This is a genomic window from Paenarthrobacter sp. YAF11_1 (assembly GCF_052113445.1).
Taxonomy (GTDB): domain Bacteria; phylum Actinomycetota; class Actinomycetes; order Actinomycetales; family Micrococcaceae; genus Arthrobacter.
Window position 1 is genome coordinate 292135 of record NZ_JBFRDF010000002.1, and the last position, 25805, is coordinate 317939.

Sequence of the window (25805 nt, forward strand, 5' to 3'; positions counted from 1 at the left end):
CCGCCTCACGGGACGGAATTAAAAAAGGAATATTTGCTTTTCAAAACTACCACAGCGGCCCTTTGGCACCTCACCGCCTGGCCAACCCAGGCGTGAGTTTAAGCTCACACTGCGTGCTGTGGAATAGGCTCTTGCCCATGACCTCGAACCACCACGGCCAACCCGGCGGACAACCCTATCCGCGACCGTACCTGGAACCTGGCGCCAACCCCACGTGGATCGGACGGGTGCAGCCGGGAAACTACCAACCGGCTCCAGGGAATCCAGCCTCGCTCCCCCGGCAAACCTGGGCCACACCACAGGCACCACGCAGCCGCCGGTCGTTGGGCACACTCCCCTTGGTCATTGTTGGTGGGGTCCTTGCTCTCGCCAGCTTGGTGTTGGTGCTGCCGTTCCTGCTGGGCAACACGGGTGTGACAGGCTTCGTGATCGGCTTCATTGCGTCATTGATTCCGCTGTCCGTGGTGCTGCTGACTGTACGACTCATAGATCGCTGGGAGCCGGAACCAAAAAGGCTGCTGTGGTTCGCCTTCACCTGGGGTGCGGCAGTGTCCATCGCCGGCACCCTGCTGATCCAGCCCCTTTTTGCCTTGGCCGCGCCCACCAGCAGCGAAGAAGCTTTCACCTATTTCATGGCAACTGTCCAGGCACCCATCGTCGAGGAATTCACCAAGTCCCTGGGTTTGTTGGTCCTGATCCTGGCCGCACGGAAGTACTTTGACGGACCCGTGGACGGAGTGGTGTTCGCCTTCACCATTGCCGCCGGCTTCGCCTTCACGGAGAACATCCTCTACTTTGGACGCGAAATTGCCTCCTCCACTGATCCCGGGACGGACTTGGTCCGTATCTTCATCCTCCGCGGCGTCATGTCGCCCTTCGCCCACGCTGTGTTCACCGGCACCACCGGCCTGATCATGGGCTTCGCTGCGCGCAGGTGGCACAGCGGCTATGCCGTCCTGGGATTCTTCATAGGTTTGCTGCCCGCGATGTTCCTGCACAACCGCTGGAACAGCATGGGTCAGAACTTCCTGGTGGAGTACTTCGTGGTCCAGGTCCCCATCTTCCTGGTGGCAGCAGTAGGCATCATCCTGCTTCGGGTCGCTGAAGGTAAACTCACGCGCCAACGCCTCCTTGAGTATGCCCGGGTCGGCTGGTTCACCCCGGCCGAGGTGGACATGCTTGCCACTTCACGCGGCCGGCGGCAAGCAGTGCGCTGGGCATCCTCGCGCGGCCGTGCGAACCAGATGAAATCCTTCATCAAGGGAGCCACCGCCTTGGCGTTCACCAGGCAGAGGATACTCAGCGGGCGGGACGTCCACGTTCACCAGCAGGACGAGTTGGAGCATCTCCGCAGCATCCCCGGCCTGCGGGCTGCAGTTCTCCAATAGCGGCAAAAAAGGACCCGCTCCCACAGTTTCCTGTGAAGCGGGTCCTTTGAATTCAGGCCGTCCGTGAACTTAAGCGAGGAGTGATGGCTTAAGTTTCTGGAGCCGGCCGAGGAGTCCATTGATGAACGCCGGGGACTCGTCCGTAGACATCGTCTTGGCGAGGGCCACGGCTTCGCTGACAGCCACTCCATCGGGAACCTCGTCATTGTAGAGAAGTTCCCACGCGCCGATCCGCAGAATGATACGGTCCACGGACGGCATCCGCTCCAGCGTCCAGCCCTGGGCATACGTCGCCAGGAACTCATCGATTGTTGCCTGCATGGAGACAACGCCCTCGACGATTTCCACGGTGTAGGGGTTGATGACCAAGTCAGTCTTCTCCCGGCGCGCCGTCATGGCGTCGAAAGCCGAGACGGAGCGCTGCTCCGCCTCGAAAAGTACTTCAAGAGCCCTGCTACGGGCTTTACCGCGTGCGCTCACTAGTCGTTGACCCGGCCCAAGTAGCTGCCATCGCGGGTGTCGACCTTGACCTTGGTGCCCTGCTCGACGAACAGCGGAACCTGGATCTCGTAACCGGTTTCAACGGTGGCCGGTTTGGTGCCTGCCGAGGAGCGGTCACCCTGGAGGCCCGGCTCCGTGTAGGTGATTTCGAGCACAACGCTCGGGGGCAGTTCAATGTACAGCGGGGTGCCCTCATGGATGGCAATGTTGACCATCTGGTTTTCGAGCATGAAGTTGGTGGCGTCGCCAACAGTTGCGCCGGAGACGGTGATCTGGTCGAAGTCCTGGGTATCCATGAAAACGAAGTCTTCGCCATCCTGGTACAGGTACTGGTAGTCGCGGCGGTCAACCGTAGCGGTTTCGATCTTCAGGCCGGCGTTGAAGGTCTTGTCGACCACCTTGCCGGACATGACGTTGCGCATCTTGGTGCGGACAAAGGCGCCGCCCTTGCCCGGCTTGACGTGCTGGAACTCGATGATGTTCCAGAGCTGGCCCTCGAGCTTCAGTACGGTCCCGTTCTTGATGTCGTTTGTGGTTGCCACTCGTATCCTCTGGTTATCGCACTGGTTCTAGCTGCCAGCTATCTATGCCAAGCAGGCGTGCCAATCGGCCCGCCAGCGCGTATTTATCAAAAATCCAAGAACTATTCTACCGGCAAATACGCCGAGGGCTTGCGGGGCGTGTCACCACGTGCGTCAGGAAGCCAGTTCCAGCACATTCCGGGCCCTCTGGAGGGCGACTGCCGAGGAGTAGATCAACGCGGCATCAGCGGCCATCGCGACGCGAAGGTCCAAGGCCTTGGCGAATTCCTCGGATGCTGCCAGGGCGTTGCCGCTGACGAAATAAGCCCGTCCCAGGTACTGGTGGACGATCGCTTCCTTCGAGCTGCCTTGGACGTCCTGCAAAAGGTGGCGGAACAACTGTATGGCGCGGTCCAGACGGTTGGTGGCGCGGTGGACTTCCGCTTCGAAAATCCTCAGTCGGAACGACTCCGGATCCTTGTAGCGGGCTTCGGCCAACAGTTCGGCTGCCTCGTTTGGCTGGTTTTCAAGCAACAAGGCCATGATGCGGTCAGCGGGATCCTCAGAGGCCGCAAGTGCCGTCTCCATGACTTCCTCGTTGACAATGACGGGCAGGAGGGTGTCGGGATTCGTCCGGACACCCGGGAATCCGGCTGTTGGCCAGTCGCTGACGCCTTCCCGCACGGCAACACTCATGATGCGATCTCCTGGTAGGCCGCAAACAGGAGGGAGGTATCAGGAACTTCCAGGATGCCTGGCTTGGCAACACCATCAAGGACGACAAACCGCAGAAGGTCGCCACGTGACTTCTTGTCCCTGCGCATGCCATCCAGCAAACCCTGCCAGCGGTCGCGCCGGTAGGAGATGGGCAGTCCCAGGCTTTCGAGGATGGTGCGGTGACGGTCTGCGTCGGCATCCGACAACCGCCCCACGCTGCGCGACAACTCTGCAGCGAACATCATGCCCACTGCGACAGCGGCGCCGTGGCGCCAGGAGTAGCGCTCCACCAATTCAATGGCGTGCCCCAGGGTGTGGCCGTAGTTCAGGATTTCGCGGAGGCCGGATTCCTTGAGGTCCTGCGACACCACATCTGCCTTAACGGTGATGGCCCGCTCGATGAGTTCGCGGACAACGTCCGAGGCCGGGTCCATCACTGCGTCCGTGTTCTTCTCGATCAGGTCCAGGATGGCGGGATCAGCAATGAACCCGCACTTGATGACCTCGGCCATACCGGAGATGAGCTCGTTTTTGGGCAGCGTCTGAAGTGTATCGAGGTCTGCCAACACGGCAGCCGGCGGGTGGAAGGATCCCACAAGGTTCTTGCCCTCGGCAGTGTTGATGCCGGTCTTTCCGCCCACTGAAGCATCTACCATGCCCAGCAGGCTGGTGGGCATGTGGATGACCTTGACGCCACGAAGCCACGTGGCTGCCACGAAGCCGGCGAGGTCCGTCACAGCGCCGCCGCCCACCGCCACGATGGCGTCAGAGCGGGTGAAGTCGTTTTGGCCCAGCACCTGCCAGCAGAAAGCGGCAACCTGGATGTGCTTACCCTCTTCTGCATCAGGGATTTCTGCGGTCAGCGCGGTGAAACCGGCTGTTTCCAGCTCGTCGCGGACCGTGTCTCCCGTCAAGCGGAGGGCCCGGGGATGAATGACCAGAACGCGCCGGACACGCTCCCCAAGCTTTTCGGGAAGGGTCTCCAAGAGGCCGCGCCCCACTACGACGTCGTAGCTTTCATTGGCGGACTGGCCAGTCACCTTGATGACAGTTGCTTCGTTGCTCACTTTTCAACTTCCTCTTTCAAGGCTGCATACTGGCGCAGCCGCTCCTCCAACCGGAGGCCGATTTCCGCCACGGATCCTGATCGGACGTCCATGACGATGTCCGCGAGACGCTCATAGACAGGACGCCTCGTAGCGAACAAGGCTTCCCATCGCGTCATCGCATCACCTTTCAGCAATGGCCGGCCCGTGTTCCGCGCAATCCGGTCGGCGACTGTCTCCGCGTCACACTCGAGGTAAACCACGGTGCACTCCCCCAGGAGTTGCTGGGTTCCGGAGTCCAGGACCGCTCCCCCGCCCAGGGAAATAATGGCGGGCTGAACCTTGGCATTCTCGATGGACTTCGCCACTGCCCGGGCTTCGATTTCACGGAAGGCATGTTCTCCGCGCCCCGCAAAAATATCCGCGATACTGCCGTGGGCAGAGACCACCACAGCATCGGTGTCCACGAACGCGAGCCCCAACTGTTGGGCCAACTGCTGGCCAATGGCCGACTTGCCAACAGCCATTGGGCCCACCAGCACAACGGGACGGCCTGTGAGGTCGTCCAGGATCGGGCGAACCACTACCGGCCGACCGAGTCCAGGGTGGCCGGGATGCTGTCGAGGTAGCTCTGCAGGTTGCGCTGGGTTTCAGCCACGGAGTCGCCGCCGAATTTCTCGGCGACAGCCTCGGCCAGGACCAGAGCAACCATTGCTTCGGCGACCACACCGGCCGCTGGCACCGCACAGACGTCTGACCGCTGGTGGTGGGCTTTGGCAGGTTCGCCTGTGCTGACATCGATGGTGCGCAAGGCCCGGGGAACGGTGGCGATCGGCTTCATGGCAGCACGCACGCGCAAAACCTCGCCTATGCTCATGCCGCCCTCTATGCCGCCAGCGCGGTTTGTCTGCCGAACGATCTTTCCGTCAGCGTCCTTCAGGATTTCATCGTGGGCAGCGGAACCACGGCGCGCAGCAGTAAGGAAACCGTCACCGACTTCCACTCCCTTGATGGCCTGGATGCCCATCAGCGCAGCAGCAAGGCGGGAGTCAAGGCGGCGGTCCCAGTGCACGTAGCTGCCCAGTCCCGGCGGAAGTCCGTACGCCAGGACCTCGACGACGCCGCCAAGGGTTTCGCCTTCCTTGTGGGCAGCGTCCACTTCAGCGACCATGGCGTCGGAGGTCTGACGGTCAAAGCAGCGCAGGGGGTCGGCGTCGAGCGCCAGGACATCCTGGGGCAGCGGCAAGGGGCGGCCCTCGGGAACAGTCACGCTGGCAATGGAAACAGTGTGGCTCACCAATTCCACGCCCAGCTGCTTGAGGAACTGCGCGGCAACGGTGCCAAGAGCCACGCGGGTGGCTGTTTCCCGGGCACTGGCGCGTTCAAGCACAGGACGGGCTTCGTCGAAACCGTATTTCTGCATGCCCGTAAAATCTGCGTGGCCCGGACGCGGCCGGGTCAAGGGTGCGTTGCGGGCTTGGTCGGCAAGGACCTCGGGATCCACGGGGTCAGCAGACATGATCTGCTCCCACTTGGGCCACTCGGTATTGCCCACCTGGATGGCTACGGGGCCGCCCTGGGTCAGGCCATGACGGACGCCACCCATGATGGTGACCTCGTCTTGCTCGAACTTCATGCGGGCACCACGTCCATAGCCCAGGCGTCGACGCGCCAAGGCATCACGGATCTGCGCGCTGGTGAGTTCAACACCGGCGGGCACGCCTTCAACAATTCCGATCAGGGCCGGACCATGGGATTCACCGGCAGTCAACCAACGCAACATATAACCAATCCTGCCATGTAAGGCTTCTAGAACACTCGCCGGGGAAGCCCGACTGAGTCGCACATCACATCTATGACGGCGGCATCCACGTCACAGCCGCTGAAGCGCCTGATCTGCTCGGCCGCCTGGTACATCAGCATCTCAAGTCCCGGGACAACGGCACCTCCGTGACCGTGCCACACCTCGGCAAGGCGGCTGGGCCAGGGTTCGTAGGCAACGTCCAGCAGGACACCGGCCCCTGTTCCAGGAAGTGTCGCCAACTCATCAGCCAAGGAGTCGGCGGCGTGCGGCGGGAAGGTGGAGATCACCAGGTCGTTGCCTGCCACAGCGCTGGCTGCTTCACTCAACGGCCTGACACGAAGGGAAATTCCGACGGCGGCAGCAGCGGCTTCCGCGTCACCGGCACGTCCTGCGTCCCGGACGAAAACATCGACGTGACTGCCACCAAGTTCTTTGACAGCAGCAACGGCAGCAGCGGAGGTACCGCCGCCACCAAGGATGGCAGCGTGGGGCGTGGAGGCAACCCCGGCATACCGGACAGCTTCGACGATCCCGGCGACATCGGTGTTGTAACCAACCCGACGCACCGCCCCGCCGTCATGTTCAAACACCACGGTGTTGATGACACCCAGCTGGGCGCCCGCACCGCGGACCTCGTCCACTTCCGTGACCATGGCCGACTTCAAGGGCATGGTCACGGAGAGCCCGCACCAGGAGTCATCGCCGAAGAGAGATCCCATGAAGGCCGGCAGGCTGTCCACGGTGACGTCGATTGCGGAGTATTCGATGTCCACGCCCAGTTTTGCGTAGGCCGCAGTGTGCAGGGCCGGGGACTTCGAATGCGAGATCGGATGCCCCAGGACTGCGGCACGACGACTCACACACACCGTCCCGGGTTGGCCTGGCACCACGCGTTGTACTGCTCTACATAAGTATTGTGCTCAGCCAGCGTCTTGGAGAACTTGGTCTCTTTGCTGTCCAGGTTGATGGTGACCCAGTACATGTAGTCGTTCTGGGTGGGTTTGGCCGCCGCATCAATGGCAGTCTTGCCCGGCGAGCCGATGGGTCCGGCCGGCAACCCAACATTGGCGTACGTGTTGTACGTATTGGACTTATCGGCCTTCTCTTCCTCCGTGAGATGGAAGGATTTCTTGCCGAGTCCGTAGGTCACCGTGGCATCGGACTGGATCAGGCCGCTGGTTTCGACATTGTTTGGCTTGAGCCTGTTGTAGATGGCGCCGGCCACGTTGCCATAGTCCGCTTGACCGCCTTCAGCCTGCACAATGCTGGCGATGGTCACAGCGTCATACTGCTTGCCCGGTTCCGTGATTCCCTGGGACTTGAGCTCATCCAGCGTGGTGGTGGCCAGCTTCTGGATGATGTCCTTGGCAGGCGTGCCGAGCGGAAAGCGGTACTCCCCCGGGGCAAGGAAGCCTTCCAGGTTCTTGGCCTTGGACGGAATGCCGAACTGTGCCGGGGCCTGGTTGAGCGCGTTGAGTTCCTGCATGGAGATACCCGAGCCCTTGGAAATGGCTTCCAGCGACTCATTGATGCGAAGGCCTGCGCTGAGGGCGAAGTACATCACCTTGGACGCGTCCTTGTTGACCAGGACATTTACGGCGTCGGAATTCTTCATCTCGGTCCGGAAGGTGAACTCGCCCGGGGACAATTCACCGCCGTCGCTGAGGAACTCCTTGACGAAGGCATCGGCGTCAGCCACTACCTTGTTCTCCACGAGTGTGTTGGCAACGATCTTGGGTCCGGAGCCTTCTGCCACAGTGATAGTGATCGATCCCGTACCGGGGCCCGGGTAGTCAGTCACTCTGTCCATGCCCAACAAAGGCTTGAGGAACTGGGCCCCGATGGCGATGGCGGCAACGAAGACACCCAGCGTGATCAGAAGGGCCAGGACACGACGACGGCGGCGGGCCTTCTTGACCGCGGCCTTGGTGGAGGCTGTCTGCTCGAGGGGCGCGATGAGGTCGTGGTGGTGCTCATCGTGAAGTTCGTCGTGATGAAGTTCGTCGACGTGGTGCCCATCATGAAGATCGTGGTGGGCTTCGAACGCGTGGTGGTCATCGTGCTCGATGAACTCGTGCACGTGGTCAGGATCGACGTGTTCATCGTCATGAGGGAGGGTCGCATCCGCCTCTGCATCATGCTCCGGTTCAACAGGGTGTGCCTCCACTGGAGTCTCAACGGACGGCGATTCGTCGTTGGACGTCTGGGTGGGCCCGTCGGCAGGAATCGGTGCTGAAGACACTGGTTGCGCGGCGGGAACGGGCGGAGTCGTTGGCTTTGACACGGGAACGGGTGGAGCGACAGGCACAGGGGGCGCAACAGGCGCGGGGGTCACTGCGGGAACAGGACGGGGCAACTCAGGCTCACCCTCTGCGGATGCAGCGGCTTCCCCTGGTGTCGCTTCGGGAACGGGTACGACGTTATGGTTCTGCGTGGCGAGGAATCGTTCCCGCGCCCGCAGCTCTTTGCGGGTCAGCGGCATGCCGCCACCGGCGGTACCGCTGGAGGGGTCGTTGTTGACCGGGCTCACAGTTGCAGTCCCCTCGTAGAAGAATCGGGTTCACTGCCGGAGGCAGCCCGCAGCGTTGGGGCACTGCTGGGCTTATCGGATTGCGCCGGTGCCTGCACTCGGCGGCCAACGTCCGTTCCTCTGGCTTTTTGCATGTCGATTGCGTGCTGCAGTATTCCAGCAGCGGCAACCTGATCAACCACTTTACGGTGGTTCCTGCTGCTCATGCCAGCTTGGTGCAGGTTGCGGTGTGCCGTCACGGTCGAAAGCCGCTCGTCAACAAGGCTCACAGGGATGTCCAAACCGGCCCGCAACAGCTCGCCGGCGATGAGTTCGGCGTACGCTGTGGCCATGTCCGCAGAGGCACGTTCCTCCCCCTTCATGGTGCGGGGAAGGCCCACGAATATTTGCACGGCAAGCAGCTCAGCGGCGTGCTTGACCACCACGCGGACGTCGGAGTTCTTCTTGGTATCGCGTGCAAGGGTCTTGAAGGGTGTGGCCAGGATTCCGTCGGGATCGCAGATGGACACTCCCACACGGACGGTACCGACGTCTACCCCCAGCTTGATGCCCCGGGGGTAGACGTCACCGTTAGTACTTGAAGCCACCGTCAGCGCTTGGCTATCGCATCCACCACCGCTGTGAGGGCCTCAGAGACCTTCCCAGCGTCGGCGCCGCCGCCTTGGGCGACGTCGTCCTTGCCGCCACCGCCACCGCCAAGGATGCCGGCAGCAAGGCGAACCAGCGCACCGGCCTTCACGCCGGCTTCACGGGCGGCTTCATTGGTGGCAATGAGGATCACCGGGCGGTCATTGCTGACGCCTGCAACGGCCACCGTGGCAGCGTCCGAGCCGAGGCGGCTGCGGAGGTCCAGGGCAAGGTTCCGGAGATCGTCGGCACCGCCAACCTGACCGGCGTCGTGCGCTACAACCCTCACACCCGCAGCGTCCTTTGCGGTGCCCACCAGATTGGCGGCAGCCGCGGCCAGTTGCTCCTTGCGAAGGCGGTCGAGTTCCTTCTCCGTTGCCTTCAGCTTGCTCAGCGTGCTGGAAATCCGGTCGGCGAGTTGCCCGGAGGGAACCTTGAGGAGTTCTGTGAGCTCAGTCACCAAGGCTCGCTCGGCGGCCAGATGACGGAATGCGTCCAGGCCAACGAAGGCTTCCACGCGGCGGTTTCCCGAGCCAACCGACTGTTCGCCCAGCAGCGAAAGGCTGCCGATAAGGGAGGTGTTGGACACGTGCGTGCCACCACACAGCTCGCGGGACCAGGCGCCGTCGATCTCCACGACGCGCACTTCGCTCCCGTAGTTTTCGCCGAACAATGCCATGGCACCCAGGGCCTTGGCATCAGCGAGCCCCATCACCTTGGTGTCTACCCGGAAATTGTTCCGGATGGCGATGTTGGAGACCTCTTCGATCTCGGACCGCGTGGCAGTGCTCAGACCCTCGCCCCAGGCGAAGTCGAAACGCAGGTAGCCGGCTTTGTTGTACGAACCGCGCTGGGTAGCTTCCGGGCCGAGGATCTGATGCAGGGCGGCGTGCACAATGTGCGTGCCGGTGTGGGCCTGCTCGGCTGCGTGGCGACGTTCGCGGTCGACGGCGGCGCGCACCAACGCGTCTGAGGCAATCTCGCCTTCGCGGACAATCGCCTTGTGCACGCTCAAGCCCTTGATGGGCCGCTGAACATCCAGGACCTCCACCACGAAGCCATCGCCGGTGATGAGGCCGGTGTCAGCGGACTGGCCACCGGCTTCGGCATAGAACGGGGTTTCATTGAGGACCAACTCAATTTCGTCGCCGGTGGAGGCATGCCCCACCGGCCGTCCTCCGCTGACGATCCCGCGAACCGTGGATTCGCCCTCAAGTTCGTCATAGCCCGTGAAGACGGTCTCACCCTTGCCCAGGAGATCCTGGTAGGCGCTGAGGTCCGCGTGGCCGCCCTTCTTGCCCTTGGCATCAGCCTGTGCACGTTGGCGCTGCTCGAGCATGAGCGAGCGGAAGCCTGCCTCATCAACCTTGAGGCCGGCCTCTTCTGCCATTTCCAGCGTCAGGTCGATCGGGAAGCCATAGGTGTCGTGCAGGGCAAACGCGTCGGCGCCGGAAAGCGGAACACCTGCAGCCTTCGATTCGGCCACGGCATCCTCAAGGCGGGCCGTACCCGAAGCAATGGTGCGCAGGAACGCCTTTTCTTCGGCGTAGGCAATGCGGCTGATCCTGGCGAAATCCGTCTCCACCACCGGGTAGACGCCTTTCATGGCGTCGCGGGAGGCGGGAAGAAGGTCCGGCAGGCAGGCCTTTTCGACGCCGAGCAGCCGCATGGCGCGGACTGCGCGCCGAATGAGGCGGCGCAGCACATAGCCACGGCCTTCGTTGGACGGCGAAACACCATCAGCAATCAGCATCAGTGCGGAACGAATGTGGTCGCCAACGACGCGCATACGGACGTCGTCCGTGTGGTGCGGGTCCTCCGGCGACTCGGCCGAGGTGTACTCGCGGCCGGACAGTGCAGCAGCTTTGTCGATGACCGGGCGGACCTGGTCGGTTTCATACATGTTCTCGACACCCTGGAGGATCATCGCGAGACGCTCCATGCCCAGGCCGGTGTCGATGTTCTTCTGCGGGAGCTCTCCGGCGATGTCGAAGTCCACCTTGGAACGGACATTCTCGATCTGGTACTGCATGAACACGAGGTTCCAGATCTCGATGTACCGGGTCTCATCGGCCAGCGGGCCGCCTTCGATGCCGTAGGCGGGGCCGCGGTCGTAGTAGATCTCCGAGCAGGGGCCGGCGGGGCCCGGCTGGCCGGTGGACCAGTAGTTGTCGGCCTTGCCCATGCGCTGGATGCGTTCAGCGGGGATACCTGTGTTCTTGAGCCACAGTTCCTTGGCTTCGTCGTCTTCTTCGTAGACGGTCACCCAGAGGCGCTCGGCGGGAAGTCCGTAACCGCCGTCGTCAACACTTGTGGTGAGCAGCTCGAAAGCGAACTTGATGGCGTCTTCCTTGAAGTAGTCGCCAAAGGAGAAGTTGCCGCACATCTGGAAGAACGTCCCGTGGCGGGCCGTCTTTCCCACTTCCTCGATGTCTCCGGTGCGGATGCACTTCTGGACGCTCGTGGCACGGCTGTACGGGGGCTCTTCGCGCGCAGTCAGGTACGGAATGAACGGCACCATTCCGGCCACAGTGAAGAGAAGGGACGGGTCGCTGGAAACGAGCGACGCGGAGGGAACGGCGGTGTGGCCCTTGCTGACAAAAAAGTCCACCCAGCGTTTGGTGATCTCCTGCGACTTCATTAGCTGATTACTTACCCTTCTCAATCCACTGCACGTAATGTGCGCGGTACCGGCTGGTGCCGTTCCGCAGTTTTCCATTCTGCCCTGTTGCGGGCGTGGGAGCGAACCGCTCGGCTAGCGGCGGCCAGCTCCGGCGTCGTCAATCCCCAACGCCGCCCGAAGGTCCTCTTCCCGCTGGTGCATACCCGTCCGGACCGCGTCGGCGAAATCGAACAAGCCATCAGCCATCCGGCCCACGGCACGGTTCAAGCCATCTGGACCGATGTTCGCCTGGGCCTCGGTGATCTTTCGGAAGGCAATGACGCCGATGGCGACGCCGATGCCCATCCACACAATTCTTTTCATGGTTTCCGTTCTCCCTTGTAGTTCGGCGGCTATGCGGTTCAGCGGCTGCGGCGGCCGGAGGAAGGGGCGCGTCGTCCGGCGAACGCCGAGCGCACGCCGTAGCTGAACGCTGCCACCTTGATCAAGGGAGAACCCACTGTGGCAGCCACCAGCGAGGACAACGCGGAGATGTTGGCCGAGGCGTCAGAGACGTTGGAGGCGATGCCGTCAACCTTCTTCAGCTGCTGGTTGGTGGTGGACACCGTAGCGGTCACTTCATCCATCAAAGGCGTAGCACCGTCGCTGATGGACCGGATGGAGGTCCGGACCTCGTCAAAAACGCCACCAAGCTTCAAGATTGGCACAGCCAACAACAACACGAGGAGCGCGAAGACTCCTGCTGCGATGAGGCCGGCGATGTCGCCACCAGACATAGAACTCTTCTCCTAGGGTTGTTGCACTGCCCTGCACCAGCCGCTGAACGGCTTTGGACAAGGCCTCCCCAGTACCTTACCCACTTTGGACCGGTCTCTTACATACAAAGAAGCCCGCGGCATGTGCCACGGGCTTCTTTGTATGCGCTGCTGGAATTTAGCGAGCGTAGAATTCGACGACGAGCTGCTCTTCGCAGATCACGGGGACCTCAGAGCGCTTGGGGCGACGAACCAGGCGTGCCTGCAGGGCGTCGATCTTGACGTCCAAGTATGCCGGCACGTTGTTCAGAACGTGTGCGCCTGCAGCTGCCACCTGGAACGGGGGCATGACCTCGGAGCGGCTGTGAACGTGGATGAGCTGGCCTTCGCCAACGCGGAAGGACGGGCGGTCCACGCGGATGCCGTCAACCATGATGTGGCGGTGCACAACCAGCTGGCGGGCCTGTGCGATGGTGCGGGCGAAGCCTGCACGGAGCACGAGGGCGTCCAGACGCATTTCGAGCAGCTCAACCAGGTTTTCACCGGTCAGGCCCTTGGTGCGGCGTGCTTCTTCGAAGGCACGGGTCATCTGGGCTTCGCGGATGCCGTACTGGGCGCGCAGACGCTGCTTTTCGCGCAGACGTACGGCGTAGTCGGAGTCCTGCTTCTTGCGGGCACGGCCATGCTCACCGGGGCCGTACGGGCGGCGCTCCATGTACTTGGCGGCCTTGGGGGTCAGAGCGATGCCGAGTGCACGCGAAAGGCGCGCGGTGCGGCGAGCACGAGTGTTGTTAGCCACTTGTGTCCTTCCAATTACTGCGGTGTGTCAGTGTTACTGGCCTCCATCAGGGAGAGCATCGGCCAACCGCTGCCTCTTGCTACTAGCCCGGGCGCACAGCACTGTAGACGGAATCTTCAGTGGGATTGTGCGTCAGGCCATGCCAGACAAGGATCAATCCTACCATGCACAAAGTGGTTGACGCCCTGCGTACTTTCCGGCGGAAAGGGCTCCACTGCCTAGTCCCCCCGCACTATTTTGCGGAGCCGTACCAACCTGGCGGCGATGTCCCGTTCGGCTCCGTTATTGGTGGGCTGGTAGTAGTCCTTACCCACCAAATCATCGGGCGGGTACTGCTGGGTTACCACACCGTGCGGTTCATCATGGGCGTACTTGTAACTCTTCCCATGGCCCAGCTGCTTCGCTCCAGGGTAGTGCGCATCACGCAGGTGCATGGGGATGCCGCCGCCAAACCCGGCACGGACATCTGCCACGGCCTTGTTCAAACCCATGTACGCGGCGTTTGACTTGGGCGCGGTGGCCAGGTGGACCACAGCTTCGGCCAGCACGATCCGCCCCTCCGGCATACCGATCAGTTGCACTGCCTGCGCCGCTGCGACTGCGGTCTGCAACGCTGTGGGATCGGCCATTCCAATGTCCTCCGCGGCAGAGATCACGATCCGTCGTGCAACGAACCGTGGATCCTCGCCCGCTTCCAGCATGCGTGCCAGGTAGTGCAACGCGGCATCCACGTCAGAGCCGCGGATGGACTTGATAAAGGCGCTGGCGACGTCGTAGTGCTGGTCCCCGGCACGGTCATAGCGCACAGCGGCCGCGTCCAAGGCACGCTCGGTATGCCGCAGTTCCACCAGCACCGCAGCGTCATGGGCGCCGTCGTTGGCGAGTCCCGGCTCGCCGTCGTCGTTGATTGCAGCAGCGCCACCGGCTTCTTCAGCGCCACTGTCCTCCTCCAGCACGGCATCGGGACCGTCCGGCACAGAGGGTCCGACAGCGGTGCTGTCACCGAATGCGACCCCGGCAGCAGCTTCCAGTGCGGTCAATGCCCTGCGGGCATCTCCCCCGGAAAGGCGAACCAGGTGATCCAGCGCCTCGGGGCTGAGTTCCACGCGTCCGGCCAGGCCGCGGGCTTCGGCGACCGCCTTTTGCAGCAGTCCCGCAATGTCGTCATCGGTGAGCGGCTTCAGCGTCAGCAGCAGCGACCTCGACAACAGGGGCGACACCACCGAGAATGATGGGTTTTCCGTGGTGGCGGCGACCAGCACCACCCAGCGGTTTTCAACACCCGGCAGCAGGGCATCCTGCTGGGCCTTGTTGAAACGATGGATCTCGTCCAGGAAGAGGACGGTGGTTTTCTTATAGAGATCGCGGGCCGTCAGCGCCTCATCCATGACACGCCGGACATCCTTGACACCCGCGGTGATCGCAGACAATTCCACGAACTTCCGTCCGGGACCCCGCGCGATCACGTGCGCCAACGTGGTTTTGCCCGTTCCCGGTGGCCCCCAGAGGATCACAGAGCTCGGTCCGGCAGGACCGGCAGCTTCAGCCCCGGCTGCCAACTGCCGGAGCGGGGAGCCTTGTCCCAGCAGGTGCTGCTGTCCCACGACGTCGTCCAGCGTGCGTGGGCGCATCCTCACAGCCAGTGGGCTGCGCTGTGACGCCATCCAGTGAGCGTCGGACGACCCCCGTAGGGAATCCGGCGTAGCAGGCAGATCCTCCGACTCGTCGTCGTTGACTGCACCGGCACCAAAGAGATCTTCCACATGGATAGGCTACTCATAGTTCCACCAAAGGAGACATCCACCATGGACCGCCGAGCATCAGCCCCGCGCCAGCAGGCCATCCGGACCGCCATAGTGTCCGCCGCCAGGTTGCAGGGTTGGGTGGAACGGTTCGCAGCCGGCCACGGGCCTGTGGTGGAAGACCTCGACGACGGCGGCCTCCTCCTGCGCGCAGCCGACGGAGCCACCGCGCTGCTGAGGGCGCCATGGCCATCGGACGGACGCCCCGGCCGTGGCGGCAGCGAACTCCACCGCCTTGCCTCGTTGGCCACCCAGGAACGGGGGCTGGGCCTGGTGCTGGTCCGGCGCGGCGGTTACGCTGTGGCCTCGGCCAGCGGTACCACCGTCCTCGCCTCTAAGAGCGGCAACCGCTTCATCGACGCCAGGTCCACGGCGGAACATGCGGCCAGGATCTTCACGGGGCACCGGATGGAGTACATCGTTCCCGGTGGAGACAGGGCATTGGTGGATCAGGTCCTTGCGCAGCCCGCCCTCAAAGCGTTCACAGGGCGCGCACGGCTGGCGTTCCTGGACATCCAGGAGATCAAATCCGCGGCTCTGCAGAAAGCGGCAGCAGACGCCTGCTCCATTCGGATCACGGTGACTGATCCGACGCCGGCGGGTTAGCAGCCGCTGAGGGCACGCTTCAGGGGTGCCTGCCGGTACAGGTAGCTGCCGTGGTCCATGAATCCCGCCTGGGTGTACAACGACTGTGCCCCGTGGTTGGCGGCCGTGACCAAAAGCCAGACCCCCTTGAGATCCCGCACAGCGCCGGCATGCAGCAGCGCCGCCAACACTTGGGCCGCGTATCCGCGCCGGCGGTGCCCGGCAGAGGTCGCCATCCCGTAAATACCGCCCCAGCCATCAACCAGGGCGAGGCGTCCGACGGCGGCGGGGACGCCGTCGTCGTCCCTCACCAAGGCGTACAGCGCCGGACAGGCGGTGAGGATCCTGTGAGCGACCGACAATTCCGCCTCACCACCGCGGCCATCAACGGACCACCAGAGACGGAGCCATTCCTCGGAAGGCAGTTCGAGCATCTCCATCTTCGGCGGGCGGGGCGGCAAACCGTCCAGGCCGCGGAGCATGATCTTCGTTTCGGACTGCCGGGTGAAGCGCCTGCGGTCCAGGACATCATTGAGGGCAGCACTGCGGGAGTCATCGAACACTTGGAAAATCAACGGCAGGCGGCGGCGCCTATACCACTCCGAGGCGGCGCTGACGGATCGCTCAAGGTCAGCGGCAGACTCAAGGCCCGTGGCCACTACATGACTGTCCGCACTCTCTGCCGGGTTGGCCGGCCACACGGAATTTGCCCGCTGCGTCACCCCGTTCGAAGCACGGAGCACCCACTTCGCTGTGCCATCGCCACCAAGGTCTTCGCGCTCAAGGGCCGGCCAGGCCTTGTCCATGAGAGTTTCCAGGAATGCTTGCTCCAGCATCCAGCAGCACCTTTCGTTGAGGGAGTCTTCGGTGGAAACACCAAAGGCCCTCCACCGGGGTGGAGGGCCTTTGGTGACCGTCTATTCGTTCGTGGTTTCCGGCTTGGCTGCGGGTTTGGGTTCCGACTTGGCCTCCGGCTTGAAGTCGACGCCTGCCTCCTTGCGCTGCTGCGGGGTGATCGGTGCAGGAGCGGCGGTCAGGGGGTCATAGCCGTTGCCCGACTTCGGGAACGCAATAACATCGCGGATGGACTCCACACCGGCGAGCAAGGCCACAACGCGGTCCCAGCCGAGGGCCATTCCGCCATGCGGAGGGGCGCCGTACTTGAAGCCCTCCAGCAGGAAGCCGAACTTGGTTTCGGCGTCTTCCTTGTCCAGCCCCATGAGCTGGAAGACCCTTTCCTGCACTTCGCGCTGGTGGATACGGATGGAACCGCCACCGATCTCGTTGCCATTGCAGACGATGTCATAGGCGTATGAAAGTGCTGATTCCGGGTCCTGATCGAAGGTGTCCAGGAACTCCGGCTTGGGCGAGGTGAACGCGTGGTGCACGGCCGTCCACTGGCCACCACCCACAGCTACGTCACCGGAAGCGACGGCCGCGGCGGCGGGCTCGAACATGGGAGCGTCCACGATCCAGACAAACGCCCAGTCGTTGGGGTCGATCAAGCCGGTACGGTGACCGATTTCAACGCGGGCAGCACCGAGCAGGGCGCGTGCCGCTGACTTCTCACCGGCGGCGAAGAAGATGCAGTCGCCCGGCTTGGCACCCACGGCGTCGGCCAGTCCGGCACGCTCTTCTTCCGTGAGGTTCTTGGCAACGGGGCCGGCGAGCTCGCCGTCCTCCTTGAAGAGAACGTAGGCAAGGCCCTTATGTCCGCGCTGCTTGGCGAATTCCTGCCAGCCGTCCAGCGTACGGCGTGGCTGCGAAGCTCCGCCGGGCATGACCACTGCACCGACGTAGGGTGCCTTGAACACACCGAAGTTGGTGTCCTTGAAGAAGTCCGTCAGCTCTGTCAGTTCCACACCGAAGCGCAGGTCCGGCTTGTCCGAGCCGTACTTGGCCATGGCATCCAGGTACGTCATGCGGCGGATCGGAGTGGGGATCTCGACGTCGATGAGCTGCCACAGGGTCTTGACGATTGCCTCGCCAAGCTCAATGACATCGTCCTGGTCCACGAAGCTGGCTTCGATGTCCAGCTGGGTGAACTCCGGCTGGCGGTCCGCACGGAAGTCCTCGTCGCGGTAGCAACGGGCAATCTGGTAGTACTTCTCAAAGCCGCCCACCTGGAGCAGCTGCTTGAAAAGCTGCGGCGACTGCGGCAGGGCATACCAGGAACCGGGCGCCAGGCGTGCCGGGACAACGAAGTCGCGGGCGCCTTCCGGCGTCGAACGCGTCAGCGTGGGCGTCTCGATTTCGACGTAGCCGCGCTGGTGCAGCAGTTCGCGGGCCACACGGTTGGCCTCCGAACGCAGGCGCATGTTGCGGGCGGGGCCGGGACGGCGCAGGTCCAGGTAACGGTGCTTGAGGCGTGCTTCCTCGCCGACTTCGACGTGTTCGTCGATCTGGAACGGAAGCGGCTCGGAGGTGTTGAGGATGACCACCTTGTCAGCGATCACCTCGATGTCACCCGTCGCCAGAGCCGGGTTTTCGTTGCCTTCGGGACGCTTGTTGACGGTACCCGTCACCTGCAGGACGTACTCGTTCCGCAGGCCATGGAAGACCTCTTCCTCACGGACTACCACCTGGGCGACACCGGACGCGTCACGCAGGTCAACGAATGCAACGCCACCGTGATCACGGCGGCGGCCCACCCAGCCGGCCAGGGTAACGGTTTGTCCAATGTGCTCGGAGCGAAGTGATCCGAGGTCATGTGTGCGCAGCACAGCATTCCTTTCAGCATGAAATTTATAGGGACCGCAGCAATGGCAGTCCCGTCCGAGTTTACCCGCCCCGGCCGCGGCTCCCGCCAAACGGCGGAACAAGCGATGCCTGTATCAGGCGGTGGTGACGCGGACGTGCAAGTCCTCTTCCGACGGCGTCCATTCTGCGGGGTCGGCGTCAACCTGCTCGCCGGTACGGATGTCTTTGACCTGGTGCTTCCCGTCGTCGTCGGTAAACCACACGAACGGGATACCGCGCCGGTCGGCGAACTTGATCTGCTTGCCGAATTTCTCGGCCTTCGCAGCAACTTCGGTCGCGATGCCCCTCCCCCGCAACTGTGCCGCGATATCCTGCGCCGCAGACCAGCTGTCGTCCGTGTTCAACGCAACCAGGACCGCTGTGGGGACCGAGCGCGAGGCCGTCGCCAGTTCCTGGCTAAGGATGCGCGAAACGAGGCGCGTCACACCGATGGAAAGGCCGACGCCGGGGAACTTGCGGTTGCCCTTGCTGGCCAGGGCATCGTAGCGGCCGCCGGAGCATATGGAACCGAGCTGTTCGTGGCCCACCAACACGGTTTCCACCACAGTTCCGGTGTAGTAATCCAAGCCGCGGGCGATGCTCAAATCGGCAACCACCTTGCCCGGAGCACGCTGAACGGCCGCCTGGATGACCTGCTCCAGCTCGTTAAGCCCTTCCTCCAGGAGCTCATCGGTGACGCCCAAGGCGCGCACCTGCTGGACGAAGGAGGTGTCTTCAGTACGGATACTCGCCAGTTTCAGGGCCAGTCCGGCTTGCTCGTCCGTGGCACCGAGCTCGCTCTTCAACAGCTCGGCAACCTTCGCGGCGCCGATCTTTTCCAGTTTGTCGATACTGCGCAGGACCCCGGCAGTGTCCGTCAGGCCGATGCCGCGATAGAAGCCCTCGGCCAGCTTCCGGTTGTTGATCCGGAGCCGGAAATCCGGAATCGGCAATGCGCTCAGTGCCTCAGCGATGACCAGGGCAATCTCGACGTCGTAGCGGAACGGAAGCTCGCCGTCGCCCACCACATCGATGTCCGCCTGGGTGAACTCACGGGCGCGGCCTTCCTGCGGCCGCTCGCCACGCCACACCTTCTGGATTTGGTAGCGGCGGAAGGGGAACGCCAGGTACCCGGCGTTCTCCACCACGTAGCGCGCGAAGGGAACAGTCAGGTCGAAGTGCAATGCCAAGGCGTTGGGATCCGCTTTATCCGACTTCGCTGCCTCACCCTCGTCATCCTGGAGTCGGCTCAGGCCGTAAACCTCTTTGTCGATCTCGCCTTTGCGGAGCAGCTGCCCCACTGTTTCCACTGCCCTGGTCTCGATGGACGAAAACCCGTGCAACTCAAACGTCTTACGGAGCGTATCCAGCACATGGAGCTCCACCAACCGCTCCTGGGGAAGCCACTCGGGGAATCCGGACAGGGAGGCGGTACGTGCCATGGTGGAAATGTCTCCTCGAAGAAAGCTGACGCTGGTACAGGACCCACAGCTTTAAAACGCCCGTACGGCGTTTACAGGGCGGGCGTCCAGCCGGTCATGCATAAACTATGTGCGGCAGCCAGTTTATGCTTTCCGCGCGTGCACATCTAATGCAGCATGCCCGGGTTCCTGTCGGCGGCCCCGTAAAGTGCACAAAATCAGGAGGACTCTTGGCAACAAGGTCGCGGGATGACCGCGAAGCGAAACGGCGCATCAAGCAGATGGAAGCCAAGCGTGCCCTGCGGCAGGAACAGGGCAAGCGGCGCAAACGCGACAACACCATCGCCATCGGCGCGGGTGCAGCGGCAGTGATCCTCGCCGTCGTGCTGCAACTGACTGCCTTCAGCTCCAACCCCACCGAGGCTGAGTTCGCTGCTGCAGAGGCGGGCCTGAGTTCTCCGTCCGCTTCTCCCTCTGCCGCCGCGTCCAACAGTCCGGACGTTCCCAGCCCTGATACCGCAGCGGGTAAGACCTTCACCGGCGAGCTGGCGCTGAACACCGGCGTGCTTGGCATCGAACTGAACGGCACTGCGGCACCGCAGGCCGCCGCAGTCCTCAAGTCGTTGAGCGATGCCAGCTACTACAACGGGAAGTTCTGCCACCGCCTGACGACCTCGGAAACCTTCGGGCTGCTTCAGTGCGGCGCCACGTCCGACGACGGCGCGGACGCCCCCGACTACCGATGGGGCCCGCTCGAAAACACGCCCGCAGACAACAAGTACCCCGCGGGGACAATTGCAGTGGCCCGCAGCGGGAACAACGCCTACGGCAACGGCCACCAGTTCTTCATCGTCTACAAAGACACCACCATTCCGGCTGATACGGCAGGTGGATACACCATAGTGGGCAAGGTAACCAGCGGCTTGGACGTGGTCACCAACATCGCCGCCACAGGCCTGAAAACCGGCGAAAGCACCAGTGACGGCGCCCCTGTGGCACCTGTCACGATAGACTCGTTTTCTCTGAAGTAACCAGCTCCGGGCCCGGCCCGGGGTGCATTACCTTAGCAGTCCCTCCAAGCGAAAGACTTTTAGCGGTGACAGACAGTCAGAAATCCGACGAAACAGCAGTAGTGGCCAACGAAGAAGAAGCAGTCGAGGCGACCAGCCCCGGCACTGCAGAAACCCCCGTCGCCCCGGCAGCTACACAAGAACCAACGCATGTTGATGAGGCAGCGGCAGAGACTGAGGCAGCCGCCGGGACCGAGGCCCCAGCCGAGACCCAGGCCGCAGCCGAGACCGAGGCCCCAGCCGACGACAAGCCGGCAGCCGCCGGGACCGAGGCCGAAGCCGCCGCAAGCGAGCCGGCCGCACCACGACCGGCCCCGTCCGCAGCGCCAACACCTGCAGCGTTTGCGGCCCGCCCGAAGGCCCCTGCCGCCGTCGTTCCCGCTGCCCCGGCCGTGTCCGCCGCGTCTCTTGCCGAGGCAGCCAAGTGGGGCCGCGCTGAAGGTGATGGCCACGTGTTCCTGACGTTGGATGGCGAAGAGATCGCCGTTGGCCAGTACCCGGGTGTCAGCACCGACGAAGCCCTGGGCTACTTCGCCCGGAAGTTCGACGACATCGTTGCCCAGGTTGTCCTGCTGGAACACCGTGTGGAATCAAAAGCTCCGGCCACGGACATGCAAAAAACTGTCACCCATCTCCGCGAGCAACTCGCAGAGCGCACCATGGTGGGCGACATCCGGTCTGCTGAGGCACGCCTGGATGCCCTGTCCGCTCAGGTCGTGGAGCTGGAAAAGTCAGAGAAGGCAGCACACGATGCTGTGCGTGCCAGTGAACTCGCTGCTCGTGAAGCAATCGTTGCCGAAGCCGAATCCATTGCCGGACAGGATCCTGCCCAGATCCAATGGAAGACCTCCAGCGCACGCATGAACGAGTTGTTTGAAACCTGGAAGGCGGCGCAGAAGAGCGGCGTACGTCTGGGTCGAAGCAACGAGGACGCACTGTGGAAGCGGTTCCGTTCGGCCCGCACTGTCTTTGATCGTCACCGCCGCGCCTACTTCTCGCAACTGGACAGCAACAATTCAGCGGCAAAGTCTGCCAAGGAAGCGCTGATCGCGGAGGCCGAAGCCCTCTCCTCTTCCACAGATTGGGGATTTGCCGCCGGTGAATACCGCAGGCTGATGGACCAGTGGAAGGCCACCCCCCGGGCGAGCCGCAAGGATGACGACGCACTGTGGGGCCGGTTCCGCGCCGCCCAGGACGTCTTCTTCAGCAACCGCCAGGCAGCCAACGACCAAATCGACCAGGAGTACACCGCCAACCTGGTGGTCAAGGAGCAGCTCGTAGCCGAAGCGCAGGCTCTGCTCCCCATCAACGACCTCAACGCAACCAAGAAGGCCCTCCAGTCCATCCGGGACCGCTGGGAAGATGCCGGTAAGGTTCCGCGCGGGGATATGGGACGCATCGAGGCCGGACTCCGCAAGGTCGAAGACGCCGTCAAGGAAGCCGAAGAAGAGAAGTGGCGCCGGAGCAACCCGGAGACCAAGGCACGCACCAACAGCGCCCTCTCCCAACTCGAAGCTGCCATCGCCGGTCTCAAGGATGACCTTGAAAAGGCGGAGAAGGCAGGCGACCAGCGCCGCATCAAGGCCGCTCGCGAGGCTTTGGAGGCCCGCCAGGCGTGGCTGGACCAGATTCAGCGTTCTGCAATCGATCTCGCCTAGCACTCCAGGCTTGGCAGTACTGCAGGCTCCGTCCCGGTTATCCACATAACCGGGACGGAGCCTGTACTGGTTGGGTGGCTGCACGGAATGATCAGTGGATGGACCCCGCTGTCGCCGCCCCGCACTTATCGGAGCCGGTCATCCCAGAGCTGTACTCCCCCAACCGGATCTTTACATGGAACGAACTCCAGAGCATGGCCTTCGACGGCATCCTGCTGCCGCTCTACGGGAAGAGTTATGCTTCGCCGGGCACCGCAATCACCCATCGCCTCCGGGCCCGTGCAGCAGCCCTCACAGTTCCGGAACGGATCCGGACCAAAGTAGTCGCCGGCCGCCTCACGGCCGCGTGGATCTACGGCTGCGCGAACCCTCCGGAGCACCTGTCACTCCTGGTGGATGCGAAGCACCGTATTTCAAGTCTGCGCGGAAGCACCGCCTGCAGCCTCCACGAGGTAAGGCTGGGTCAGATGGACGTAGTAAGCCTGGGCGGGATGCTGGTGAGCAGCCCGCTCCGCACCGCAGCGGACATCGCCTTGCACGTGGAAAGCGACCGCGCCCTCCCGGCCCTAAGGCGCCTCCTGGCCAAGGAGGACCTGGGCATCCGGCTGCGACTCCTCACCCTGGCTGTGGAGGCAGCACCCCGCGTTCCCCACAAGCGGCGCGCGCTGGCCACGTTGTCGCACCTTGCAGCCGGCTAGGTGCGCCGCCTGTTGCCCGTGGTGCGGTAGACGTCAAAGACACCATCAATGCGGCGGACGGCATTCAGGACGTGGTGCAAATACTTGGGGTCACCCATTTCGAACGCGAACTTCGAGATCGCTACCCTGTCGCTGGAGGTATGGACCGACGCAGCGAGGATGTTCACGTGATTCTCGGACAGAATCCGCGTCACGTCGGACAACAGCGACTTACGGTCCAGGGCCTCCACTTGGATTTCCACCAGGAAGACGCTCGACTGTGTGGGGGCCCATTCCACTTCAACGATTCTGTCCGGCTGGTCCCGGAGCCCGGAAACATTGGTGCAATCCGTTCGGTGGACGGAAACGCCAGAGCCGCGGGTGACGAATCCCAGGATGGGGTCCGGCGGAACGGGCGTGCAGCAACGGGCCAGTTTGACCCAAACGTCGCCCACACCGCGGACGATGACTCCGGAGTCTGAGAATTTGGACTTGGCGACCTGCGTTGGAATGCTGACTTCTTCGAGATCTTCATCCGGAGTCTCGTGGCCTCCCAAGTGCTCGACGAGTTTTTCCATCACGGACTGGGCGGAGGTGTGCCCATCACCGACACCTGCGTAGAGCCCGGAGATATCAACGTAGTGGAAGTCCTCGGCCACCGCAGACAAAGCGTCGTGCGTCATCAGGCGCTGCAGCGGAAGGTTCTGCTTCCGCATGGCCCGGGTCAGCATGTCCTTGCCGCGATCGATTGCTTCTTCGCGGCGTTCTTTGGTGAACCACTGGCGGATCTTGTTGCGTGCACGTGCCGACTTGACGAAGTGTTGCCAGTCCTGGCTGGGACCGGCTCCTTCGGCCTTGGAGGTGAAAATCTCCACCCAGTCGCCATGGTTCAGCTCACTGTTGAGCGGGACCAGCTTGCCGTTGACGCGGGCCCCGATGGTCCTGTGACCCACCTCTGTATGGACGGCGTAGGCAAAATCGACGGGAGTTGATCCCGCAGGCAGAGCCATGACCTCACCCTTGGGGGTGAAGACGAACACTTCGCGTGCATTGATCTCATACCGCAGGGAGTCCAGGAACTCGCCGGGGTCTGACGTTTCCTGCTGCCAGTCCACCAGGGACCTCAACCAGCCCATGTCGCCGTCGCGAGGGCTGCCCGGGCCTTGCGCCGTTCGGTTGGGCTGGTCCTTGTACTTCCAGTGCGCTGCCACACCGTACTCGGCCCGGCGGTGCATCTCGTGGGTACGGATCTGAATCTCCACGGGCTTGCCGCCCGGGCCGATCACCGTGGTGTGCAGCGATTGGTACATGTTGAACTTGGGCATGGCGATGTAATCCTTGAACCGCCCCGGAAGGGGGTTCCATCGCGAATGCAGGGTACCCAGCGCTGCGTAACAGTCCCTGACCGAGTCCACCAGGACACGCACGCCCATGAGGTCGTTGATGTCGTCGAAGTCCTTATCCCGGACGATCATCTTCTGGTAAATGGAGTAATAGTGCTTGGGACGCCCGGTGATGGTCGCCTTGATCCTGGCCGTGCGCAGATCGTCTGCGATCTGGTTGCGGATGACGCTGAGGCTCTTCTCGCGCTCCGGCGTACGGTCTCCCACCATGCGCACGATTTCCTCGTACACCTTGGGGTACAGGGCAGCGAAGGACAGGTCTTCGAGCTCCCACTTGATGGTGTTCATGCCAAGTCGGTGAGCCAGCGGGGCAAAGATCTCCAGCGTTTCACGAGCCTTGCGGGAGGAAGACTCAGCGGAGACGAAGCGCCACGTACGGGCGTTGTGCAGGCGGTCAGCCAACTTGATCATCAGGACGCGGATGTCCTTGGCCATGGCCACAACCATCTTGCGGACGGTCTCGGATTGTGCGGCTTCACCAAAGCTGACCTTGTCCAGCTTGGTTACGCCGTCCACCAGCATGGCAACCTCGGGACCAAAATCCCGTGTGAGGTCAGCGAGCGTGTAGGGAGTGTCCTCCACGGTGTCGTGAAGCAACGCCGCCGCCAGCGTGGTGCCTGTCATGCCGAGTTCAGCCAGGATGGTGGCCACGGCCACCGGATGGGTGATGTAGGGATCACCACTCTTGCGTTTCTGGCCTTGGTGGCTCCGCTCTGCAACTGTGAAGGCCCGCTGGATCAGGTCAAAGTCTTCTTTGGGGTTGTTGGCCCGCACCGTCCGCAGCAAGGGTTCGAGGATCGGCGAGTATGGAGCCACGCCACGGCCGGTCAGACGGGCCAGCCGGGAACGTGTACGCTCCCGCCGCCCCGGGAAGGTGGGACGCGCGCCAGGGGTGTCCACCGGAACAGCTCCCGCAGTCCGTCCAGCCATGCTTGTTGCTGGAACCGCCACAGCATTGTGGCCGTCTTCCCCGCCCGCCGGTGGTGCCGACGTCGCACGTTCTTCCACAGAAGTACCCCTCACAACCGAATAATTCTCTAAGTCTATTCCCGCAGGTGAATGCTTCTGCAAATGGGCAGCACATGACGCACAGGACGGGCAAGTCAAAGAGCCGGTCCCTGCATAAGTGCGGGGACCGG

Annotated in this window: 23 protein-coding genes; 5 read left to right on the forward strand and 18 right to left on the reverse strand. The window is 63.0% G+C overall.

Translation table 11 applies throughout. The features are described from left to right. The first annotated feature begins 92 nt into the window (after window positions 1-92). Window positions 93-1388, forward strand: coding sequence for a PrsW family intramembrane metalloprotease (locus AB4Y77_RS05400; RefSeq protein ID WP_442013180.1), 1296 nt, complete (start codon window positions 93-95; stop codon window positions 1386-1388). Between the two features lie 69 nt (window positions 1389-1457). On the opposite strand, the gene nusB is transcribed toward AB4Y77_RS05400, so the two are convergent. From nusB to AB4Y77_RS05470, 14 genes are all read right to left on the reverse strand, one after another. After that, the gene (gene nusB, locus AB4Y77_RS05405) at window positions 1458-1868 is read right to left on the reverse strand and encodes a transcription antitermination factor NusB (RefSeq protein ID WP_089595229.1); all 411 of its coding nucleotides are present in this window, start codon (window positions 1866-1868) and stop codon (window positions 1458-1460) included. Continuing rightward, window positions 1868-2431 carry an elongation factor P gene (efp, locus tag AB4Y77_RS05410; protein ID WP_089595230.1) on the reverse strand — a complete coding sequence of 188 codons (564 nt, stop codon included), beginning with the start codon at window positions 2429-2431 and terminating at the stop codon, window positions 1868-1870. The genes nusB and efp overlap by 1 nt, the downstream gene beginning before the upstream one ends. A 153-nt stretch (window positions 2432-2584) precedes the next feature. Continuing rightward, window positions 2585-3106 (reverse strand): tetratricopeptide repeat protein, encoded by a 522-nt coding sequence (locus AB4Y77_RS05415; protein WP_311212947.1) that lies wholly within the window; start codon window positions 3104-3106, stop codon window positions 2585-2587. Continuing rightward, entirely contained in the window at window positions 3103-4194 is a 1092-nt protein-coding gene (aroB, locus tag AB4Y77_RS05420; RefSeq protein ID WP_442013181.1) for a 3-dehydroquinate synthase, read from the reverse strand. Before aroB ends, AB4Y77_RS05415 begins: the two co-directional genes overlap by 4 nt. Continuing rightward, window positions 4191-4745: a shikimate kinase gene (locus tag AB4Y77_RS05425; RefSeq protein ID WP_442013205.1), complete on the reverse strand. Its 555-nt coding sequence runs from the start codon at window positions 4743-4745 to the stop codon at window positions 4191-4193. The genes aroB and AB4Y77_RS05425 overlap by 4 nt, the downstream gene beginning before the upstream one ends. 11 nt (window positions 4746-4756) lie before the next feature. Then, window positions 4757-5956, reverse strand: a complete 1200-nt coding sequence (aroC, locus tag AB4Y77_RS05430; protein WP_311212950.1) for a chorismate synthase — start codon at window positions 5954-5956, stop codon at window positions 4757-4759. Between the two features lie 26 nt (window positions 5957-5982). After that, window positions 5983-6837 (reverse strand): shikimate dehydrogenase, encoded by an 855-nt coding sequence (locus AB4Y77_RS05435; protein WP_311212951.1) that lies wholly within the window; start codon window positions 6835-6837, stop codon window positions 5983-5985. Beyond that, window positions 6834-8507, reverse strand: coding sequence for an endolytic transglycosylase MltG (mltG, locus tag AB4Y77_RS05440; RefSeq protein ID WP_442013182.1), 1674 nt, complete (start codon window positions 8505-8507; stop codon window positions 6834-6836). Before mltG ends, AB4Y77_RS05435 begins: the two co-directional genes overlap by 4 nt. Beyond that, the gene (gene ruvX / locus AB4Y77_RS05445) at window positions 8504-9094 is read right to left on the reverse strand and encodes a Holliday junction resolvase RuvX (RefSeq protein WP_311212953.1); all 591 of its coding nucleotides are present in this window, start codon (window positions 9092-9094) and stop codon (window positions 8504-8506) included. The genes mltG and ruvX overlap by 4 nt, the downstream gene beginning before the upstream one ends. A gap of 2 nt (window positions 9095-9096) precedes the next feature. After that, complete coding sequence (alaS, locus tag AB4Y77_RS05450) at window positions 9097-11775, reverse strand: alanine--tRNA ligase (protein ID WP_311212954.1); 2679 nt, start codon at window positions 11773-11775, stop codon at window positions 9097-9099. A 114-nt stretch (window positions 11776-11889) separates the two neighbouring features. Then, window positions 11890-12120, reverse strand: a complete 231-nt coding sequence (locus tag AB4Y77_RS05455; protein WP_026540817.1) for a hypothetical protein — start codon at window positions 12118-12120, stop codon at window positions 11890-11892. A 38-nt stretch (window positions 12121-12158) separates the two neighbouring features. Next, a complete protein-coding gene (locus AB4Y77_RS05460) occupies window positions 12159-12533 on the reverse strand; it encodes a DUF948 domain-containing protein (RefSeq protein WP_026540818.1) in 375 nt (124 codons plus the stop codon). 157 nt (window positions 12534-12690) lie between these two features. Next, entirely contained in the window at window positions 12691-13311 is a 621-nt protein-coding gene (gene rpsD / locus AB4Y77_RS05465; protein WP_011774968.1) for a 30S ribosomal protein S4, read from the reverse strand. A gap of 218 nt (window positions 13312-13529) precedes the next feature. After that, window positions 13530-15074, reverse strand: a complete 1545-nt coding sequence (locus AB4Y77_RS05470) for a replication-associated recombination protein A (RefSeq protein WP_442013183.1) — start codon at window positions 15072-15074, stop codon at window positions 13530-13532. A gap of 42 nt (window positions 15075-15116) precedes the next feature. Between AB4Y77_RS05470 and AB4Y77_RS05475 the strand changes: the two genes are divergently transcribed. Beyond that, window positions 15117-15719 (forward strand): Vms1/Ankzf1 family peptidyl-tRNA hydrolase, encoded by a 603-nt coding sequence (locus AB4Y77_RS05475; protein ID WP_442013184.1) that lies wholly within the window; start codon window positions 15117-15119, stop codon window positions 15717-15719. On the opposite strand, the gene AB4Y77_RS05480 is transcribed toward AB4Y77_RS05475, so the two are convergent. The 3 genes from AB4Y77_RS05480 to hisS form a co-directional block, all read right to left on the reverse strand. After that, window positions 15716-16534: a GNAT family N-acetyltransferase gene (locus AB4Y77_RS05480; protein WP_442013185.1), complete on the reverse strand. Its 819-nt coding sequence runs from the start codon at window positions 16532-16534 to the stop codon at window positions 15716-15718. The genes AB4Y77_RS05475 and AB4Y77_RS05480 overlap by 4 nt on opposite strands. 81 nt (window positions 16535-16615) lie before the next feature. Further along, window positions 16616-18421 (reverse strand): aspartate--tRNA ligase, encoded by a 1806-nt coding sequence (aspS, locus tag AB4Y77_RS05485; RefSeq protein ID WP_442013186.1) that lies wholly within the window; start codon window positions 18419-18421, stop codon window positions 16616-16618. Window positions 18422-18532: 111 nt separating this feature from the next. Continuing rightward, complete coding sequence (gene hisS / locus AB4Y77_RS05490; RefSeq protein WP_442013187.1) at window positions 18533-19879, reverse strand: histidine--tRNA ligase; 1347 nt, start codon at window positions 19877-19879, stop codon at window positions 18533-18535. A 209-nt stretch (window positions 19880-20088) separates the two neighbouring features. Between hisS and AB4Y77_RS05495 the strand changes: the two genes are divergently transcribed. The 3 genes from AB4Y77_RS05495 (at window position 20089) to AB4Y77_RS05505 (ending at window position 23284) form a co-directional block, all read left to right on the forward strand. Next, window positions 20089-20889: a peptidylprolyl isomerase gene (locus tag AB4Y77_RS05495; protein ID WP_442013188.1), complete on the forward strand. Its 801-nt coding sequence runs from the start codon at window positions 20089-20091 to the stop codon at window positions 20887-20889. 65 nt (window positions 20890-20954) lie between these two features. Further along, complete coding sequence (locus tag AB4Y77_RS05500) at window positions 20955-22586, forward strand: DUF349 domain-containing protein (RefSeq protein ID WP_442013189.1); 1632 nt, start codon at window positions 20955-20957, stop codon at window positions 22584-22586. A gap of 98 nt (window positions 22587-22684) precedes the next feature. Beyond that, on the forward strand, window positions 22685-23284 hold the full coding sequence (locus AB4Y77_RS05505; protein ID WP_442013190.1) for a hypothetical protein: 600 nt from the start codon (window positions 22685-22687) through the stop codon (window positions 23282-23284). Here AB4Y77_RS05505 and AB4Y77_RS05510 read toward each other — a convergent pair. Continuing rightward, complete coding sequence (locus AB4Y77_RS05510) at window positions 23281-25674, reverse strand: RelA/SpoT family protein (protein WP_311212963.1); 2394 nt, start codon at window positions 25672-25674, stop codon at window positions 23281-23283. The two genes, AB4Y77_RS05505 and AB4Y77_RS05510, sit on opposite strands and share 4 nt — an antisense overlap. Window positions 25675-25805 lie beyond the last annotated feature (131 nt).

Bases quoted from the DNA above. Each gene is read 5' to 3' on its own strand.
- AB4Y77_RS05415 (WP_311212947.1), bottom strand. From the start codon at position 3,106: ATGAGTGTTGCCGTGCGGGAAGGCGTCAGCGACTGGCCAACAGCCGGA.
- aroC (WP_311212950.1), bottom strand. From the start codon at position 5,956: ATGTTGCGTTGGTTGACTGCCGGTGAATCCCATGGTCCGGCCCTGATC.
- alaS (WP_311212954.1), bottom strand. From the start codon at position 11,775: ATGAAGTCGCAGGAGATCACCAAACGCTGGGTGGACTTTTTTGTCAGC.
- AB4Y77_RS05455 (WP_026540817.1), bottom strand. From the start codon at position 12,120: ATGAAAAGAATTGTGTGGATGGGCATCGGCGTCGCCATCGGCGTCATT.
- AB4Y77_RS05460 (WP_026540818.1), bottom strand. From the start codon at position 12,533: ATGTCTGGTGGCGACATCGCCGGCCTCATCGCAGCAGGAGTCTTCGCG.
- AB4Y77_RS05475 (WP_442013184.1), top strand. From the start codon at position 15,117: ATGGACCGCCGAGCATCAGCCCCGCGCCAGCAGGCCATCCGGACCGCC.
- AB4Y77_RS05480 (WP_442013185.1), bottom strand. From the start codon at position 16,534: ATGCTGGAGCAAGCATTCCTGGAAACTCTCATGGACAAGGCCTGGCCG.
- hisS (WP_442013187.1), bottom strand. From the start codon at position 19,879: ATGGCACGTACCGCCTCCCTGTCCGGATTCCCCGAGTGGCTTCCCCAG.
- AB4Y77_RS05505 (WP_442013190.1), top strand. From the start codon at position 22,685: ATGGACCCCGCTGTCGCCGCCCCGCACTTATCGGAGCCGGTCATCCCA.